Below are 18,917 nucleotides of genomic sequence, written 5' to 3' on the forward strand. Positions count from 1 at the left end.
ACCATCAAGTGATAAAAGTATGCAATCGACGGGAGGGGGATCTTGAGATACACGTTGTTTATTCACGTGATTTTTACTTGTCTGCGAAAGGGTATTTCGCCTTGTTTATCGAATGAACAAGGAGTAGGGAAATATTAACAATAGCGTAAGGGTGACATGGATATGGCAAACAGTATTCTGTTTAAAATATTGCTCCCTGTTCTGCTAGGGATTATTTCGTTTTCATCCATCTATTTAGAACGGACGACATACCCTCTCTTCATGATCGCTGCGGGTATAGCCGTGTTTCTGTCCATTAACCTCATGCGGAATTCTACCAAGCAAATCTACTTACAAATTGCATGTCTAATCGTTTTTCATTGGTTGAGCGAACTGAATTGGTGCTTGACACTCTATGTGATCGAACTCATCCGTCTTCTGACCCGCAGTGAAACGATGAAACACAGTTACTACCACGCCCTTCTGCTGATGGGTTTATACAGTCTGGTGCGCTACACGTATTCGGAAATTAATGATTACTCCGTGTTAGTTACGTTATCTGACATTGCAAGCGGATTAGTCCTTGTGGCCATGATTTGGATCATCAAGACCAAACAAAAGGAAAAAGAGGACCTGCAGAAAAAGAATGATGAGCTATTGAAAAGGGATGTTCTTACCGGACTGCTTAATTACCATGAATTTCGCAATGAATTAAACCGAATGAAAGAGCGCGGCGAATATGGCTTAATTATTATGAACTGTCAGGATTTGAGAGTCGTCAACTTCCAGCAAGGGTTTGAGAAAGCCAACAATGGGCTGAAGGATATCGCCAGACAGTTAACCGTACATTTCGGCTCTTCGAGCGTATCCCGTTACGGCGGGAGCGAATTCGCAATCGCGATGGCGTATACCGATCAACAAGCTGCTGAAGATTATGTGAAGCATGTCATCGAAACCATAATCGTACAGTCATCCCATTTAGACATCATTTACGCTTATGCTTTTTCAAACGGACGCTCGACGAATGAAACGATAGAGGATGTAGAAGATCAGCTGTTTCTTCAAAAGAAAGAAGCCTGGCTGAAAAGAGATGAGCACTTCTTCCGTTCGGACAAGTTAAAGGTAATTGGCGAGCTGGCGGCGGGAATGGCCCACGAAATCCGCAACCCGTTGACAACGATAAAAGGGTTTCTGCAGCTGGCCTATCAGCACGGCTATAAGGATATCGATAAATACCACCCGATGATCATGGATGAAATCACGAGGGTTAGCGAGCTGACATCCGAGTTTTTACAATTCTCGAAACCTAACCTCTCCCAAATGAAAACGGAAGCGATCCGCTCCTGTGTAGAAAGGGCTCTCTCGATAATGGGCACGGAAATCGAGAGAGAAGGTCATGACCTTATTGTCGATTATCCCGAACATCCCATATATGTGCGAATAGACAAGGACAAAATCGTGCAGGTGCTCGTTAATTTGTTCAAAAACGCCATTGACGCGATGGACGATATCGGGAGAATCGGTGTTAAGATTTACGGAATGGAGAACGGCGTATTCATCGAATTGTCTGACACGGGTAAAGGGATGTCCGAAGATACCAAAGCAAAGCTGTTTGAACCTTTCTATACGACCAAAGCTCAAGGGACAGGACTGGGTTTATCCATTTCGCATAAGATCGTCCAAGATCATGGCGGACGAATGGAAGTCACAGAGACAAGTCCGGCGGGAACGGTGTTCGCGATCATGCTGCCTGCTGCTGCTGCTCCAATTGAAAGCGAATAATCGAACCATCCATCCTATGTTGTGACATTCCTCAATAAAGATTGTGTCAAATTAAGATAGCCGCCTCTTGGTAAGGCGGTTTTTTTGCGTTTCAGAAACATCAAAGGGCTTTGTTTAAATTGTAACTACCAAAATTAATTTAAATAGTTACTTGCCATCGCGGCCGGGCCGTGATATAGTACGTCTAGTAACTTGTTAAGACGACTTAGATAGTTACATTTTATGGCTTCGGAACTTCGCATTGCATTCAAGTCGCTGCGTTAATGCACCTATAGAATATTGGAGGGATACGAATGAAGACAGGTAATGGACATGCTGTTCCTTTAGAAACCGCTGTTTTTGCAGGCGGCTGTTTCTGGCATATGGAAGATGCTTTTCAGAAGCTTGATGGTGTCTCAACTGTGTATGCCGGGTATACGGGTGGAGTAATGAAGGATCCGACTTATCAACAAGTTGTTTCTCATGCAACGGACCATCTCGAAGCAGTCGAGGTGCATTATAATCCGAATGTGATTACGTATAACGAATTGCTGCAGCATTTCTGGAAGAACGCCAGTCCTGCAGAAGCTGCTATTTTCTACACAAGCACTGAACAACAAGAACTGGCTGAATTATCTCGAAAAGGCGCTGCCAAACGTATTGGCAACGCAACGAAGATTACGGCTGCGACTACGTTCTACAAAGCGGAGGAAGAACATCAGGACTACTACGAGAAAAATGGTTTAGCTTTCTGTTTAAGCAAAGCTTTGGGACTAGGTAAATGACGATACAAGGAGCAGTTTGCCATCGGCAGCTGCTCCTTGTTGCATGTCAGCACGCAAAGTGAAAAATTCCTATTGTGTCGATTTCTTAGTTGCCTGTTCCACGGGAATAATGCTCTCGTCTCTTATTCAGAAGGCGAGAGCCATGTTACCCGAGAAAGTCTCGACAGTCACTTTGTTGTCTACACACCTTGAATCAAAATGTAACGGTTGTCAGCGTGGCTATTTCATGCAAATCAGCCTGTTTGAAACGCTAACGGTTGTGACAGACGTTATTTGCAGCAAATGGACCCATTCCTAGTGGAAAACGATCAAATAAGTTCGCTGGCAACCGTTAGAAATTAAAATGGGTACATTTAGGCCAAATAGCCACTGTCACGACCGTTAGAGCTGGGATGCCTGCTCTCGCCTCTATTTTAGAGGCGAGAGTATTTTGTTTTCGTTATCGTTTGATGCGGTTGCCATCGGGTGCGGCAGAATGATGCATTTATTGATACACTTGAAGAGAGGCTGGTAAATGAGGATGCGATGCGCGGCAAACGGCAGCCTATCGTCCAAGGAAGAGGAGAGAGGCATATGATTCTATTAACCAATGACCATATTAAGGTTCGACTTGACACGCCGGGAAAGCAGTATAAGGGGACGCGATTCGACCGGTCTGCTTATTTGTATGCGATAAGCTTCAAGGGGATTTCGTTTGGTGCCCATGAGTTTCCGGATCGGCCCATCGGTGCCGGCGGGGCGGGAATTTGCTCCGAATTCGGCCTCTTTCAGCCTGAGGAAGCCGAGATTGGAGAATGGTTCGTCAAACCCGGCGTCGGCTTGTTGAAGAAGGACTCGGAGCGTTATATTTTCCACAAGCAATATGAATGTCTTCCGGATACGTTCGAGGTGGTGCAGCACAGTCCCGCATCGGTGACCTTGAGTTCGGACGGCCAAGAAGCCGGTGGTTGCCGGATGCGGGTTTCCCGAACATTTACGTTGACCGAGGATGGCGTTGTTATCGATTACAAGCTCGTGAATTTAGGCTCAAAGGCGATTTGCACGGAGGAATACGTACACAATTTTATCGCCATCCAGGAGCAACCGATCGGGCCGGGGTATTCCTATCACATGGATGCAGCTGTTGATCCCGGTAAACTCCCATCCTTTATCCAAGAGGTTGATGGGCAGCTTCGTTTCACAGATGCACCGCAAGAAGCTTTCTATTATAGAGCGGAGCCAGTTAAGAGGGATGATGACGTATTCGAGCTCTGTATCCAATATGAGAACATCGGCAGCATTCGGGAGATCGACTGGTTCGTGCCTTCCAAGGTGGCTGTATGGGGATGTCCCCACGCATTCAGCGTAGAATCGTTCAAAGCCATTGAACTGCAGCCCGGGGAACAAATGGAGTACCGCCGTGAATTTAAGCTGACAGCGCACCAGCCGCTATAAAATGATTGAAGGCCTCCGGGCTGCAAGCGGAGACCCTTCTGGAGAATTCAGGAAATAACAGTTGACGTCGAAAAGTTGGCATGATAGTATAATCCACATACCAAAGTAATCTCATCGGAATAATAAAATATCAACCGGACAACCGGAGACCACGCTTTAACAAAGGCGCTGAGTCTCCTTTTTTTGTTGGGAAAAACGACTGGATGACCAGAGATTCAAGCCGCTAATTTACTTGATTGATGAGATGAATACGAAGTCGACCGTTCAACCGGAGACACAACATGTACTCGATGTTGTGTCTTTTATTTTACCGTAAGGGAGCATTCGTGGATGGAATACGTTGACAGCGAGGCGGCTCTGCAAGAGGCTAGAGTGCTGCCTCACAAGAAGCCCGTTAGGCGCAAATTAAAACTGATGAGGTATGTCTGGTTCAATCGTTACCTGTATTTGATGCTGGTACCCGCACTCCTCTACTACTTGATCTTTCATTACATCCCGATGTACGGAGCGGTCGTTGCCTTCAAGGATTTCAGCATTATGAAAGGGATATTGGGCAGTGATTGGGCCGGTATGAAGCATTTCGAATACTTGTTCTCGCAGGATAAATTCTGGCAGGTCATCAAAAACACGGTGATCATCTCGCTTTACCGGCTTACCTTCGGATTTCCGGCTCCCATTATTGCTGCCCTGCTATTGAATGAGGTAAGGGTGAAGGTGTTTAAGCAGACGATCCAGACGATCATTTACCTGCCTCACTTTATTTCTTGGGTGATACTTGGCGGCATTCTCATTAATTTGCTTTCCACGGACAGCGGCATCGTCAATAACTTGATTAAGCTGTTTGGGGGTACGCCTATCGGATTTCTAAGTGATGAATCTTATTTTCGCAGCACGCTTGTCTTCTCGATGATTTGGAAAGAGTTCGGCTGGAACACGATTATCTACATGGCGGCCTTGGCCGGAATCAGCCCGCATCTATACGAAGCGGCGGTCATCGACGGGGCAAATCGCTTCCAGCGGCTTGTGCATCTCACGATCCCGCTGATCCGGAGTACCATCGTGCTCATTCTCATTCTTCGGCTGGGGGGCATTATGGAAGCCGGCTTTGAGCAGATATTCGTGCTCTATCATCCGGGTGTATACCGCGTATCGGATATTATCGACACGTATGTATACCGAATCGGCTTAACGGATGGCAGATTCAGCCTTGCGGCAGCGGTTGGTTTATTTAAATCCCTGATTAATTTTACTCTGCTCGTTCTGGCAAATTGGCTTTCCAGGAAGATGGGAGAACAGGGCGTTTACTGATACGGGAGGGAGATTTATGCAATACACCGGCAGGGCAGGAAAGCTTTTCAACTCGTTTAATGTGGTATTTCTGACTATCGTAGCCATCGTTACGGTGTATCCATTCTGGGATACGTTCGTTGTATCGATCATCCCGCTGGAGGAGTACCTCGGTTCCAGTATTCATCTTTTTCCCAAAGAGATCACATTCGAAGCGTATACCTACTTATTCTCAATGAATGAATTATGGAAGTCTTACGGGGTGACGCTGTTCATCACGGTTGTGGGAACGGCGCTCAATATGATCCTTACGGTTCTGGCGGCATATGCGCTGTCGAGGCCTTCACTTAAGGGGCAGCGCGTAATCATGTTCCTGCTTGTTTTTACGATGATGTTCAGCGGAGGTATTATTCCGACCTATCTGGTTGTCAAAGACCTAGGCATGATGAACTCGGTATGGGCGTTGATCATTCCGAGCGCTCTCAATACGTATAACCTGATTATTATGAAAAACTTCTTCTCTTCGATGCCGGATGGTTTGGTTGAAGCAGCCAAGATTGACGGCAGTAATGACCTGGGGATCCTGTTCAAGATTGTCATCCCTTTATCGATGCCGGCGATTTCGACGATTACACTCTTCTATGCCGTAACGCGTTGGAATGATTTCTTCAACGCGATATTCTTCATCAGCGACAAGGAACTATGGCCGTTGCAGCTGTTCTTGCGAAGCATGCTGTTCGAGAACGAATCGTCCTACTCGGGAGGCGGCGACAGCCTGTTCCTCCTTGGACCGTCCATCAAGATGGCGACGGTTATGGCGGCTTCCATTCCGGTCATGCTCATCTATCCTTTTTTCCAGAAGTATTTTATCAATGGCGTCTTGATTGGCGGGGTCAAGGAGTAATTCCTTCACTATAAAAAAATGATCTAACGGGAGGAAAGAGAAATGGTTGAGAGGAAAGGGTTAACAATGAAAAAATGGGTGATTGGACTAGCTGCGGCAGCACTGATCGTAACGGCGGGCTGCTCCAATAAGCCGGACTCCAACGAAGCGAGTACGAACAACTCCGGTACCAACTCCGGTTCCGCTGCGGAAGAGCCGTATGAACTCGTGTATTTGACCACCGGCGATCAAGGAGCTAAGCCGTTGGTGCCGAACGATCGCATTATTGCCGAGATTAATAAACGGCTGAACATCAAGCTGACGATCAAGATATCGCCGGAATTCTCGTACGACAAGATTAACGTGGCGATCGCGAGCGGGGATCTTCCTGACGTTGTGACCACGCAGTATCCGTCCTCATCCGTTTCCCAATGGATCAAAGAAGGCATTGTGGTTCCATTGAACGATTATTTCGACAAACTCCCCACAATCAAAGCCAAGCTCGACAATGGCTTGCAGTGGACTGCCGTCGACGGAAAATATTACGGATATCCCTTCGTGAGCGGCATGGAAAAGTCGAATTACACCGTTCAATTCCGCCAGGATTGGCTGGATAAGCTGAGCTTGCCGCATCCGAAAACGCTTGATGAGTTTCACGATACGCTGAAAGCCATCGTGGAGAAGGACCCGGATGGCAATGGCAAAGCCGACACCTTCGGTTTTATCACGAACAAGCCGGTTGCCGGGGACGCACTCACCGCATTCGATTTTGTTCTATATGCGTACGGACTGCCATACGCTGACTATGCCTTGAACGATAAAGGAGAAGTCATTCCGCGCTTCGAAGATCCTGCTTTCAAGAAGGGGATTGAGGAGCTGCGGAAATGGTACCAGGAGAAGTTGATCGATCCGGAATATATCATCTATGACCGGCCGACAAAGGAGCAGAAGTTCTTCCAAAGCAAAGCGGGTGTAATGGATGGCCCACTATTCCGCCACGTGAGCCGCGTAGAAGGCAGTTTGCAGCAGGTCAATCCCGATGGGAAGCTTGGTTTCGCACCGCCGCCGGCAGGACCGGACGGCAAACAAGGTATGGCTACGCGTCCGAAGACCGCTTTTTTCACATCTGTTACCAATAAGGCCAAGAATCCCGAGAAGGCGGCGGAGTTCATCGAGTTCATGCTGTCCAAGGAAGGCCGCGACCTGCTGCAGCTCGGCATTGAAGGGGTCCATTACACGAAGCAAGGAGATCAAATTACTTACAACGAAGCGGAACGCGAGAAAGACGGGTTTGCTCCGAACGGCTGGAGTCATCCGCTTGCATGGGGTAACGTGACTTGGCCAATCGATGAGAACTACTTGCCGCAGACGGAGAAGAACATTGATCGCGCCATTGAATCGGTCAAAGTCGCCTCACAATATTTTGTGCCAAATCTCATTACCCGCAAGACGAATTCTGAGATTGAATATGGAAAAGCGGTTAATGAAGTATACAACCAATATTTCGTAAACTTGTTAAACGGCAAGCTTGACGTAGATAAGGGGATCGAAGAGCTCGGCAAAGAATGGCGTCAAGCCGGCGGCGATGCCATCCTGACAGAGATTAACGAAGAATACAAGAATCAAGACGCAGGTAAATAACCGCAAATAGCGAATAGTGAGGAGAATGTGCGATGGTTAAAACGATTACGAACGAGGAACGTCCGAGGCAAATTCCGGATCGAGGTCTTAAAGGAGGCCCACGCATTATTGACCGGTTGCCGGAGGGAGTAGTTGAGCAGCCGTATACGTTGTTTCATGTTAAACCTTATGGCCCGCTGATCGGCGCAGAAATCGAGGGTGTCGACCTGAGTAATCCGGTATCGCCGGAGCTGCAGAAGGAACTGAACCGCGCATTGCTGGAATGGAAAGTGATATTCTTCCGCGATCAGGACATTACCAGCGAGCAGCAGCAGGCTTTCGCCCGACTATGGGGAGAGCTGGAAACCCATCCTTTCCTGCCTCAAGGAAATTCGAATGAGGTCGTACGCTTCGCGAAGAATGACAAGAAGCCCGGGCACGAGAACAACTGGCATTCGGATGTCAGCTGGAGACTGACGCCTGCACTTGGTTCGGTCTTACGCTTGACAGAGGTGCCGCCACTCGGAGGCGACACGCTGTGGTCGGATCAAGCGGCTGCGTATGATAATCTGCCGGATGAGGTGAAACAGCGCATCGACGGGCTGACGGCGATTCATGATTTCACCCACGTTTTCGGGGTGAATCTGGCTCCCGAGGAATTGCAGCGCCGGCAAGAGGAATTTCCGGCGGCCGAGCATCCGGTCGTGCGTACTCATCCTGAAACGGGAAGAAAAACGCTGTTCGTCAATCCGAACTTTACGGTGCGAATCGTTGGCCTGGAGCCGGAGGAAAGCGAAGAACTGCTGACTTATCTGTTCCGCCATTCGCAGCTGCCTGAGTTTCAAGTCCGCTTCCGCTGGGAAGCGAACTCCATCGCATTCTGGGATAATCGCGCAACTCAGCATTATGCGAATTCGGATTATTACCCGAACCGCCGCGTAGCGGAGCGGGTGGCGATTGTAGGCGATCGGCCTTATTAAAAATATAAGAAAGTATAAGTTTCACCTTATACCATGCTTATTTTTCACCGGAATGAAACGCGCTTCTCCGCCGAAAGGACGGCGACAGCCGTTTCACCTTGAGAAGACAAGAGCCCGCGGGTGACGCGGGCTCTCTTCCCTATTTATAGATTGGAGGAGAACAATTGGTGGGTAAGCCGAAGGAAAAGCCAAATCTGCTATTTATCTTAATCGACGACATGGGCTGGATGGATCTAGGATGTTATGGAAGCATCTTCTATGAAACGCCGAACTTGGACCGGCTTGCCGCCGAGGGTGTTCGATTCACCGATGCTTATGCTGCCGCTCCGGTCTGTTCGCCTACCAGGGCCAGCTTGATGAGCGGCAAATATCCGGCGCATGTTGGCGTGACCAACTGGATCGGCGGACATACGACCGGTAAACTGATCGATGCGCCGTACATCCGGCACCTTCCTCTGCAGGAGAAAAGCGTGGCGTCCGCTTTGAAGGAGCAGGGCTATCAGACGTGGCATGTGGGCAAATGGCATCTCGGCGAACGTGAACATTATCCGGACCGACACGGTTTCGATGTCAATATCGGGGGCTGCAGCTGGGGGATGCCGTTAAACGGCTTCTTTAGCCCTTATGGCATTGAGACGTTGGGGGAAGGGCCTGAAGGAGAATATTTAACGGACCGACTGACGGACGAGGCAATAGAGCTCATCCGGCAAAATGACGGGACACCATTCTTTCTGAATTTGTGGCATTATGCCGTGCACATCCCGATCGAGGTCAGCGCAAAGCTCACCAAGCGTTTCGCGGACAAGGCCAAGGCTCTTGGGCTGGACCGCGTGGAGGCGTTCGTCGAAGGAGAGTTCTTCCCTTGCGAACATAAGAAACATTTGCGGGTGCAGAGGCGCATCGTGCAGTCTGACCCTGCCTACGCGGCGATGATCTATAATCTCGATTGGAATATTGGCCGATTAGTGAAGGCATTGGAAGAAACAGGCCAGCTGGATGACACCGTGATCGTGTTCACGTCCGACAATGGAGGTCTGGCAACGGCCGAAGGTTCGCCGACCTGCAACAGTCCGCTTCAAGAAGGGAAAGGCTGGATGTACGAAGGCGGCGTGCGGGAGCCTCTAATTATCCGATGGCCTGGCGTCACGAAGCCGGGCAGTGTTAGTGAGGTCCCGGTAACGAGCCCTGATTTCTATCCGACGCTGCTGGAGATGGCGGGACTGGACCTGCTGCCGGATCAGCATAAGGACGGCGTAAGTTTAGTTCCCGTACTTAGAGGTGAGGAGAGCCTGAGCCGGGACGCTATATTCTGGCATTACCCCCATTACGGCAATCAAGGGGGAACGCCGGGGTCGTCGGTGAGAGAGGGAGACTATAAGCTCATTGAGTTTTTTGAAGACGGGCGTTTGGAGTTATACAACCTGAGAACAGATCTATCGGAAGAGCACAATATTGCTGAATTGCATCCAGAGCGGACCGAACGACTGCGTCAGATGCTTCACGGGTGGCGTGAGCAGATTCAAGCCATCATGCCGGAAGACAATCCTGAAGGCAGCGTCGCAGGCGTATCGGGCAATGCGTAGTGAAATGCGAGATGGGGTTAGTTTGTTTGGGAGTGCATGCGGAATGTTGCAGTAAATGCAGCATTTCTGCCAGGATTCCGCTGCTCTATTGAAAATGTTGCCCGAAATACAACATTTTCGATGAATTCAAGCTTAAAAGCCAACATCAAAAAGGTAATGTTGCATTTCGCGCAGCATTACCTTCGGTGAAGGGACTTTCCAGCGAAAATGTTGCACAACTGACATCATTTCAGGGAGCAGCACCATACGGTGCGGAATGTAGGAATTGCGGCGCCCCCGGTTCGTGCGGTATGAAGCCTACGCGGCGCCCCCGGTTCGTGCGGAATGAAGCAGCTTCGGCTCCCTCCCTCAGAGCATCGCCGCAGGCTTATTTGAATGTTGTCCGCAGACGCTCCCCCATCCATAAGCAAGTGTCCCATAAATCGGACACCGGCTGATGGGTGAAGGGGAGCGTATGCATATACCCGGGCGGCCCGAATTCAGGGGTTGCGGTTGTCGATGTGAATCCCTGCTCCTCGCGCTGTGCAAGAATGCTGCTCCACCATAGCTCATGCCGCTGTAATTCCAGCGCATACTCCGGGGCGGCAGGATGGGGAACTTGCGGTCCTTGCGCATAGCCGACGCGGGCGTGGATGTGAATCGTACGTTCGAAGGCGATCCTCAGCGCATCCCCTTGATCCTCGAGTAACGTTTCACAGACACAGCACCAATGGCTGAAATCTGCTGTAATGCGCAAATCAGGCAGTTCCTCAAGCAGCTTGGCCGTGTTCCAAGGCGTGTACATGGCGCGGTGGCGATGCGTTTCGTGCCCAACGCGTACACCTGCGGCTTGCTCTGCGCGAAGCGCCGAACGGAAGAAGCGGACTTGATCCTCAAAGGACCAACAATCCCTGGCACTATGGGAAATAGCAAGCAGCGGGCGGAATGCCGCTGCTCGTTCTATCCCTGCGGCAAACACCTCTTCATGAGCGCTGACTGTTGCGCCGCTAGAGCCGATAAGGGCAATAAAGTTCAGTTGATGCTCCTGCAGCAGCTCCATAAATTCGTTCGTATGTTCAGGAGCAGGCAGTGTCGACTCCACGCCGTCGTAACCGGCTGCCGCAATTTGCTCGATACTTTCCCGGTAGGACAGATGCTCCATGCCCCATAACGATTTAAACAATTGAATGCTCATCGGTGGTTTACTCCTTTATGCCTCATAATAGCTTCCCTATCGTTTCATGGTAGCATCAGGCAGCGGACCGCACCATTTCTATTCGTCCAGCATGTTTGCATATATGTAGATAAAAAAGAACCAAGCAATTGGCTGCGCCTTAGTAGGCTGGCGTGCTTGGTTCTTTTACTCTGTAGTTGTGCTAGTGAAATTACGGAATTGCTGAGGCGAGACCCCCATGGCCGTCCGAAAAGCATGGCTGAAATGGCTGGTTGAAGAATAGCACAGGGAATGAGCGATTTCTTCCACGCTGATCGATTGGTTTTGCAGCATTTTTTTGGCCTCGCGAATGCGGATTCGCTGCAGGTACACAGAAGGTGAGATCCCATAGACGAGTTTGAAGCATTCATGCAAGTAGGTTCGGTGAACATTCAATTGTGTCGATAGCGATGATATATTCATCGGCGTATGGAGATGATATTCCATCCAATAGGCCGCCTCCCGCGCAAGCTTCATCTGCGAAGGTTTAATGCCGGAAGCGGGATGCTGATGATTTTGCGTGGAAATAAGCTCCGATGCCAGGTTGCCGATAAAATCCAAAATGCTGGAATGGATCTGCAGCTGCTTAACGGAGGCAGTCATTTCGTCGGTAATCGAGGTTCTCTTATCATCGCGAGCCATCATGTGCTGCAAATGCTCACCGAAACGCGTAATGAACTGCGTCACCCATTCCGATACATTCCCATGCGATTCACTGCGAAATACAGGATCGGAGGTGAGTTGAAAGATCATATTGATGGCATTGATTTCGACTTCAAAATGAAAATCGAAAAAGCTGCAGCCTACTCGCGTTTCGGTACGATGAAGCATGTCCGATTGAATGATAATCGCATCTCCGGGGTACAGATGATACATTCGGCCGTTGACCCACTGTTCGATCTCACCGGAAATGCAGAACAGGAATTCGAAGAAAGGGTGCCGATGATCCGAATAGGACCATCCGGCTTCTTGTTTGGCGTATTCCATGCCCGGAATGCGGATGGCATTGTACAAATTGGGCAATCGAAACATATGATCCATCGAGATCGACCTCTGTAATCGGTGGTTTTCCTACAAATATATCAGTATTTGAGGGATAACAATTAGTATAGACTACATTTATGTAACAAATCCATACCGTTCTGAATGGTTGACTTCAATAACCGGTGTTATGATTCGGTTATCAAGCAGAAACCACTCAAACGGGAGGAATTATCAATGAAGATCATGATGGGAAATGCGGAACTCGAGATGGGCAGCAAGTATTTGACGGAGCTTCGCAGTGCAAATGATTTGCTGCACGATGTAGATGCGCTCAGACAACGGTTGGAAGAGGATGGCTACCTGCTTATTCGCGGTTTCCATGATCGGGCGGATGTGATGAGCGCACGCAGCGGAATATTGCAAAAGCTTCATGACATGAATAAGCTGGATTCCGGCTTCCCGATTGAAGAAGGTGTCATTGCTCCAGGCGCCAAAGGCGCGATGTTCGGCGGCGCCGTGAATGAAGACGATGAGAACATGCTGCCATTCTATCATCTGGTTAACAGCGAGAAAGTGATGAGCTTCTTTGATCGTTTGCTCGGCGGAGAAGCGATGACCTATGACTACAAATGGCCGCGTGCAGTAGGAAACGGCGACTTTACCGGAGCCCATTACGACATCGTCTATATGGGACGCGGTACCAAACAAGTGTATACGATGTGGACGCCGCTAGGCGATGTTCCATACGAACAGGGGCCGCTATCGATCTGCCTAGGATCGCAAAACTTCGAGAAAATTAAAGCGACTTACGGACAAATGGATGTCGATCGTGACAATATCGAGCTTGGGTGGATTTCCAAAGATCCGATCGAATGCGTGGACAAGTTCGGCGGCCAATGGGCAACGACGCCGTTTGAGGCTGGCGACATCATTATCTTCGGCATGTTCCTGCTGCATGGCTCGGTCAATAATACGACCAACAGATTCCGCATGAGTTCCGATACTCGCTATCAGCTTCGCTCGGAGCCCGTTGATGAGCGCTGGGTAGGCGTGAAGCCGAAGGGCCATTATGCGTGGGGCAAAGAAAAGTCGAAGACCATGGAAGAAGCACGAAAGGAATGGTCGATTTAAGTTAAACCTTGAGAGAAACGAGCGGCGATCGCTTTCCGGAATACAACGGAGAGAGATCGCCTTAATGTGCTCTACTCCATGATCCCGCTCTTTTCGATGCTGACTTTAATGCGGGGTTCAATATCTATCTCGGGATAGACGTCGTCCCACGCGATGGATTTCCAATAGCGGTTATGATGCGCTTTGATGTGAAGTCCGATGCCCAATGCATCGCAATTGGCTTGCTGAAGTTGCTTGATGACTTCCTTCGCTTTATCGTTCAACAGTTTCTCCAGTTCTGATGCAACCTTCTTCAGCATCTCCTCATCCGTGTGAACCATTTTGGGGATTTCCACCAGATTGCATGTGAAATCGGCGCTGATGACGGCCTTGACGGTACCCTTATCGGTCGCGACGGTTATGTTCCGCTTATCACGGGACATAAATAGGGAAACATTGGCTTTTATCGTATTGATGTATTCCGTGACAGTGAAGTATTCGGGATTGAATTTGGAAAGCATGACGAAATTCGCGGATGTTTTGTCATCCAACTCTCCGGTCATCCGCTTCCCATGCATGAGCGCGAGTCCCTCTAGTTTTACACGGTCTTTTCCTAGTGGATTAATGATCGGGAGCACGGCGTCGGTACCGCTATTGGTGAACAAGGAAGAAATGAGATACGGCGAAACTTTTGGAATCAAGCCGTTCTCTTCGCTGCTCTGAAGCAAATCGTAGAGGTAATCGCTGATCATTAAGCGATCAGCGACTTTCATCTTCAAGACTTGCCCTGCGGAATCGTTAACGATAGCCATCTTGACATTGATCGGGCTGCGGGCTTCCCGGTAGTATGATTCCAGCGCAGGGTAGAAACCTTTCTTTGCGAATCGCTTATTGATTAGAATCACGCGAGCTTTGCCAAAGTCTAACTCCTGCGAAACCGCCTTTTTCATTTCCAGGTAGGCTTCATTGACGGTTCTTCCATCCCCAGTAAAGCTTGGCGAGACGATGGAGGATTTGGATTGAACGGCGGACTTAATGGTTGGAATGGTAATCGTGAAGCGAATGTTGCCGTTATCGAGTAAGTCGAAGGCTTCAGCCTGTTCGATTCGGATCTCCTTCAATTCGCGACTGTCCCAGCACCCGGTTAATAACGGCAGGAGGAGGAGCAAGAGGAAGGTTCTTTCGGACTGCGGCTTCATGCTCGAGCCCCTTTCCTACCTGATAGCCATTTGTGTAGATAAACCATTATGAGCATCATCAAAACCATCCCGATCGCCACCGTCGGCACGTAAAGAGCGATGATGTCCTGCAGCTTCGATAATTGCGAGACATTCAGCTTCCACGCACCTACCCCAATTAAGACAAGGGCAACCACAAACAGAGCGGGAAGTCTTACTCCTTTCCGGGCATTGGCCAGCGCTGTCACCGCGGACATGAACAGCAGCAGATAGGTGGATAAGGAAGTCATGATAAACAGAATCCATATGGTCTGTACCATGAGATCTGTTCGCTCCATGATCTTGAACGAAACCGTTTTGAATTGAAATAATAACGGTTCGCGGATGAAGCCAATCATCTCGGTACTGAAGATGGCCGTAGTCGAGAATGCACAGAGCATATAAACGGCTGTGATCGCGATATTGGCTGTTATGGCAATGCGCAGAACCGATTTGGACGGCATCTGAATATGAGGAGACAGTACCATCAGAATGCCGATGCCGGCATACGACATCATCCCACTCCACGCTCCAAGGCTGATTTTTGCTAGCCCCATCGAAAAAACCGGCAATATATAATCCAGATTTGCGTCCTTAAGCGTGTAACAGATTAGCGCGATGAACAGCGGGACGAACGCCATGGCGAATACGGCGAAACGGGCGAAAACACGGACCGGTTGCGAAACGAGAAAGGCGCATCCGCCGACGAGCAGCAGTGACAGCATCCATGCGGGGGTATTCTCATACGCCCAAAGATTCGAGATGAAGACCCAATTCGCAAGGGTTTCATAGCTTACGGTAATGGAGTATGCGGCTATGGCCAAGTTGAATAATCCGCCTATCCAAGGGCCAAGCCGCTGTCGCAGCATCTGGAATACGGTTAGGCTCCTGTTCTGCTTGCTTAGTATCCAAATCACGAGCAATAGAATCAAGTTAATTAAACCGCAGAATAGGCAGGCAATCCAACCGTCTTGTCCGGCATCGGCATCGACCGCATGTGGAAGAGATAAGACGCCTAGGCCGAACTGGGCTTGGAACAGCAGACAGAATAGTTGGATGGGACCGATCGGGAGATTCGCAGTTTTCATCGCTTGATGCTCCTAACCGGCAGACAGTAAGGAACGCCGAAAGGTTCCATGGCAAGGGCGTGGATCAGTACGCCGATAAACGCGAACGCAATACCGTAAAAGCCCAGGACAGTTGCACCGAAAATAAGGATAAACTGCGAAATCGTCGTGGTCGATCGGAGCTCCATAGATGGTATGGTAAATTTACTAATGGTCGTCAGCGCAATAACCACGATTAGAATATTCGACACGAACCCGATTTGAACGAGCGACTCGCTGATAATGATACCGCCGACGATACCCGTCATTTGGGCGAGCGCTGAGGGCAGACGCAGCGTGGCTTCGGCAATGAGCTGGAATATGAAAATCATGAGCATCGTTTCAAAGATCGGAGGGTAGGGAACGCTCTCCAGGGAACTTTTGATGCTGAACGCCATTTTGAACGGCAGGACTTCATAATTAAAGCCGACAATCGAGATGTAAAGGCTGGGCAGAAGGAGGCCGAACATCAATCCGACAACCCTTACTATCCGCATGAGCATCGACGGCCACGTGCCTTGAATCAGGTCGTCCACCGTCAGCATGAAGGTATAGATAGAAACAGGAAGAATCAGGCAGGAACTGCTTTGATCGCAAAGCACGCCGATCCTTCCGCGAGCCAACAGGGCTGAAGCAAAATCGACCCTTTCCGTATTGAAAATTTGCGGGAAAATGGAGAATTTGTTCTCACGCAACAGCTTGCGAAGAAGACCGGGATGCAAGTCGTGCGTGGATGTCAAGGCGGAAATACGTTTAGCAGCTTCATAGACCATGCTCTTGTCGGCGGTTCCATCGAGCCATACCAAAGCAACCCGCCGGTTCGCCGTCGTGCCAAGCGAAAAATAGCGCACGCTTAGCTCTCCGGTGGACAGATGCTTACGAATCAAATTCAAATTGCTTTGCAGATGCTCCACGAAACCGTCCCGATTGCCGGCCAAGGAACGTTCATTCTCAGGCTCTGCGGGAGAGCGCCTGTATTGCTTGCTGACATCAAAGCTGTAGCAGCGATTCGCTTCTGCCTCGCAGATCAGGGCACGTCCGTGAATGAGATCGTCAACAGCTTTCTGAATAGTGGGGCAAAGATCAACTTTGGTTGCGGTAAGCAGTTCTTCTAGAGGCGGAAAGGTGTTCCCATCTGCCGTTTCACGCCGCAGCTGCTTGAACAGGCTGAGTTCGATTTTGGCGGCCTCGCACATCGTTTCCAAATAGATAAGTACAGCTTTAGATTCGCCTATATTCAGTTCGCGCACGACTAGATCATCGGTATGATAAAGAGCCTCTTGAATCGAAGCGATTGTAATGGTTGCCAATGGTCGCCACTCCTTCACTATGTTACAGTGTCCAAATTTGGGATAAACATGTGAAGAATGGATAACGTATTCGCAATAAAACCGACTAAGCGGCCTCCGACAGATAAGACCGGATTGATCAGCCGTACGGATCGTTATGCTTCACAAGCCCCGGAATGAAAAAACAGTCCTGATCATCAAGGTTCTTGATGGTCAGGACTGCTTTTTCTGTGTCGCGGCGGCGGGTTACTTGCCCGCAAGCTTATTCTCTTTTGTTTCGAATATCTCTACCGCGCGGTCAGCGCCATACATCTCGTTCAAATGCTGCACATGCTCCATTCCCCAATTGCCGATCGCTTGAAGTAATGGCGTCATTTTGGCACCGTATTCGGTAATGGAATATTCCACTTTCGGGGGAATCTGGCGGTAGACCTCCCGGTGAACGATATCGTGATATTCCAATTCCCGGAGCTGCGAGGTGAGCATTTTTTTGGAGATGTCGGGCATGGCACGCTGCAGTTCGCTAAATCTCATCGTACCGTTGCCGAAAAGATGAAAGAGTATAACGGGTTTCCATTTGCCGACCAGAATTTCTAACGCCGTTTCGATCTTGCACCCACCATCGTTCATCATCGTAATTCCTCCAGTGTTTATCTATGGTTACTTTTTGGATACTAGGTAATTTGATTGATCCTACTTCCCGAGAATACAGCTAGAATATATTATAAGTCTATAGTTATATTCATTCAAGGGGATAGGTATGTCTCTACTAAGGAGGTCACAATATGCTTTCGCCCGTCTTTTTGGCGCATGGCTCGCCATTTACGATTTTCGAGAAGTCCGAATTTACCTCTTTCTTGAATCGCTTCGGTAAATCAGTCCGTCCCAAAGCGATCGTTATCTTCTCCGCCCATTTCGAGAACCAAGTTACAACAATCGCGGCCACGGACGACATCCATGAGATGGAATACGATTATTACGGTTTTCCGCCCGAGTACTACCAGGTACAGTATCCGGCAAGAGGGTCCAATATCGTCGCGTCCATGGTGGAAGAACGGTTGCGCAAGCATAACATTCCGGTTCAGCGCAAATATCGGGGTCTCGACCATGGAGTATTTCCGATTATGCGTCATGCTTACCCGGAAGCCGATATACCCATTGTTCCTGTTTCCGTAAATGCTTTCTTGCCTGCCAGACAGCAAATTGCGATCGGGGAAGCGCTGCAGGGACTTGAGAAGGATGGCATCCTCGTAATCGGCAGCGGCTTCTTGACGCACAACCTCAATGAGTTCGATCGGAACATGGATGCTCCGCCTCGCGCATGGGCCGTAGAATTCACGGATTGGATTACCGATAAAGTTCTTGCAAGAGACATCGAGGCACTGAGTAACTATGAAACATTAGCTCCGCATGCCAAGAAAGCAGTACCTCGTGCCGAACATTTCGTACCTTTGCTCATCGCGCTTGGGAGCGGAATGCCGGGACAGCAAGCTCGGGTCTTATTCGATGAGCCAATCAAATATGGCTCCATGAGCAATCTCAGCTATCAGTTCTAGTTAATAAGGAATGCCCACTTGTCGATAGGACAGGTGGGCTTTTTTTTATTAGAGTGGAATACTTAAACATTATAATGTTTGTTGACGCTAAACTTGTTTCCATGTAGATTAAACATTATAACGTTAAAATCTAAATTCTGATGGCTATTCG

At 49.2% G+C, this 18,917-nt stretch carries 16 protein-coding genes; 10 read left to right on the plus strand and 6 right to left on the minus strand.

Annotation, left to right across the window (positions count from 1 at the left end; genetic code table 11):
* Positions 1-156 precede the first annotated feature (156 nt).
* The 8 genes from AC0YN4_RS08785 to AC0YN4_RS08820 all read left to right on the plus strand — a co-directional run bounded on the left by AC0YN4_RS08785 (position 157) and on the right by AC0YN4_RS08820 (position 10,312).
* Complete coding sequence (locus tag AC0YN4_RS08785) at positions 157-1,761, plus strand: ATP-binding protein (RefSeq protein ID WP_475835619.1); 1,605 nt, start codon at positions 157-159, stop codon at positions 1,759-1,761.
* A 293-nt stretch (positions 1,762-2,054) separates the two neighbouring features.
* Positions 2,055-2,525, plus strand: a complete 471-nt coding sequence (gene msrA, locus AC0YN4_RS08790) for a peptide-methionine (S)-S-oxide reductase MsrA (RefSeq protein WP_475781100.1) — start codon at positions 2,055-2,057, stop codon at positions 2,523-2,525.
* Between the two features lie 465 nt (positions 2,526-2,990).
* On the plus strand, positions 2,991-3,959 hold the full coding sequence (locus tag AC0YN4_RS08795) for a hypothetical protein (protein ID WP_475835620.1): 969 nt from the start codon (positions 2,991-2,993) through the stop codon (positions 3,957-3,959).
* A gap of 330 nt (positions 3,960-4,289) precedes the next feature.
* On the plus strand, positions 4,290-5,267 hold the full coding sequence (locus AC0YN4_RS08800; protein WP_475781102.1) for an ABC transporter permease: 978 nt from the start codon (positions 4,290-4,292) through the stop codon (positions 5,265-5,267).
* Positions 5,268-5,283: 16 nt separating this feature from the next.
* Complete coding sequence (locus tag AC0YN4_RS08805; protein WP_475781103.1) at positions 5,284-6,150, plus strand: carbohydrate ABC transporter permease; 867 nt, start codon at positions 5,284-5,286, stop codon at positions 6,148-6,150.
* A 66-nt stretch (positions 6,151-6,216) separates the two neighbouring features.
* Positions 6,217-7,770 (plus strand): extracellular solute-binding protein, encoded by a 1,554-nt coding sequence (locus AC0YN4_RS08810; protein WP_475835621.1) that lies wholly within the window; start codon positions 6,217-6,219, stop codon positions 7,768-7,770.
* A 32-nt stretch (positions 7,771-7,802) separates the two neighbouring features.
* Positions 7,803-8,729, plus strand: a complete 927-nt coding sequence (locus AC0YN4_RS08815; protein WP_475781105.1) for a TauD/TfdA dioxygenase family protein — start codon at positions 7,803-7,805, stop codon at positions 8,727-8,729.
* Between the two features lie 167 nt (positions 8,730-8,896).
* Positions 8,897-10,312 carry a sulfatase gene (locus tag AC0YN4_RS08820; protein ID WP_475781106.1) on the plus strand — a complete coding sequence of 472 codons (1,416 nt, stop codon included), beginning with the start codon at positions 8,897-8,899 and terminating at the stop codon, positions 10,310-10,312.
* Positions 10,313-10,679: 367 nt separating this feature from the next.
* Here the strand turns inward: AC0YN4_RS08820 and AC0YN4_RS08825 are convergent, their stop codons facing one another.
* Both AC0YN4_RS08825 and AC0YN4_RS08830 read right to left on the minus strand, forming a co-directional pair.
* Entirely contained in the window at positions 10,680-11,486 is an 807-nt protein-coding gene (locus AC0YN4_RS08825) for a sugar phosphate isomerase/epimerase family protein (protein ID WP_475781107.1), read from the minus strand.
* A 165-nt stretch (positions 11,487-11,651) separates the two neighbouring features.
* Positions 11,652-12,545: a helix-turn-helix domain-containing protein gene (locus AC0YN4_RS08830; protein ID WP_475781108.1), complete on the minus strand. Its 894-nt coding sequence runs from the start codon at positions 12,543-12,545 to the stop codon at positions 11,652-11,654.
* 177 nt (positions 12,546-12,722) lie between these two features.
* On the opposite strand from AC0YN4_RS08830, the gene AC0YN4_RS08835 reads away from it, so the two are divergent.
* Complete coding sequence (locus tag AC0YN4_RS08835) at positions 12,723-13,619, plus strand: phytanoyl-CoA dioxygenase family protein (RefSeq protein WP_475781109.1); 897 nt, start codon at positions 12,723-12,725, stop codon at positions 13,617-13,619.
* A 71-nt stretch (positions 13,620-13,690) separates the two neighbouring features.
* On the opposite strand, the gene AC0YN4_RS08840 is transcribed toward AC0YN4_RS08835, so the two are convergent.
* From AC0YN4_RS08840 to AC0YN4_RS08855, 4 genes are all read right to left on the minus strand, one after another.
* A complete protein-coding gene (locus AC0YN4_RS08840) occupies positions 13,691-14,797 on the minus strand; it encodes a Ger(x)C family spore germination protein (protein ID WP_475835622.1) in 1,107 nt (368 codons plus the stop codon).
* A complete protein-coding gene (locus tag AC0YN4_RS08845) occupies positions 14,794-15,903 on the minus strand; it encodes a GerAB/ArcD/ProY family transporter (RefSeq protein ID WP_475781111.1) in 1,110 nt (369 codons plus the stop codon). The genes AC0YN4_RS08840 and AC0YN4_RS08845 overlap by 4 nt, the downstream gene beginning before the upstream one ends.
* Complete coding sequence (locus tag AC0YN4_RS08850; RefSeq protein WP_475781112.1) at positions 15,900-17,231, minus strand: spore germination protein; 1,332 nt, start codon at positions 17,229-17,231, stop codon at positions 15,900-15,902. The genes AC0YN4_RS08845 and AC0YN4_RS08850 overlap by 4 nt, the downstream gene beginning before the upstream one ends.
* A gap of 225 nt (positions 17,232-17,456) precedes the next feature.
* Positions 17,457-17,840: a winged helix-turn-helix transcriptional regulator gene (locus AC0YN4_RS08855; RefSeq protein ID WP_475781864.1), complete on the minus strand. Its 384-nt coding sequence runs from the start codon at positions 17,838-17,840 to the stop codon at positions 17,457-17,459.
* A 155-nt stretch (positions 17,841-17,995) separates the two neighbouring features.
* Here AC0YN4_RS08855 and AC0YN4_RS08860 point away from each other — a divergent pair, with 155 nt between their 5' ends.
* Positions 17,996-18,766 carry a DODA-type extradiol aromatic ring-opening family dioxygenase gene (locus AC0YN4_RS08860; RefSeq protein WP_475835623.1) on the plus strand — a complete coding sequence of 257 codons (771 nt, stop codon included), beginning with the start codon at positions 17,996-17,998 and terminating at the stop codon, positions 18,764-18,766.
* Positions 18,767-18,917: the final 151 nt, after the last annotated feature.

The organism is Paenibacillus sp. J22R3 (assembly GCF_056269305.1).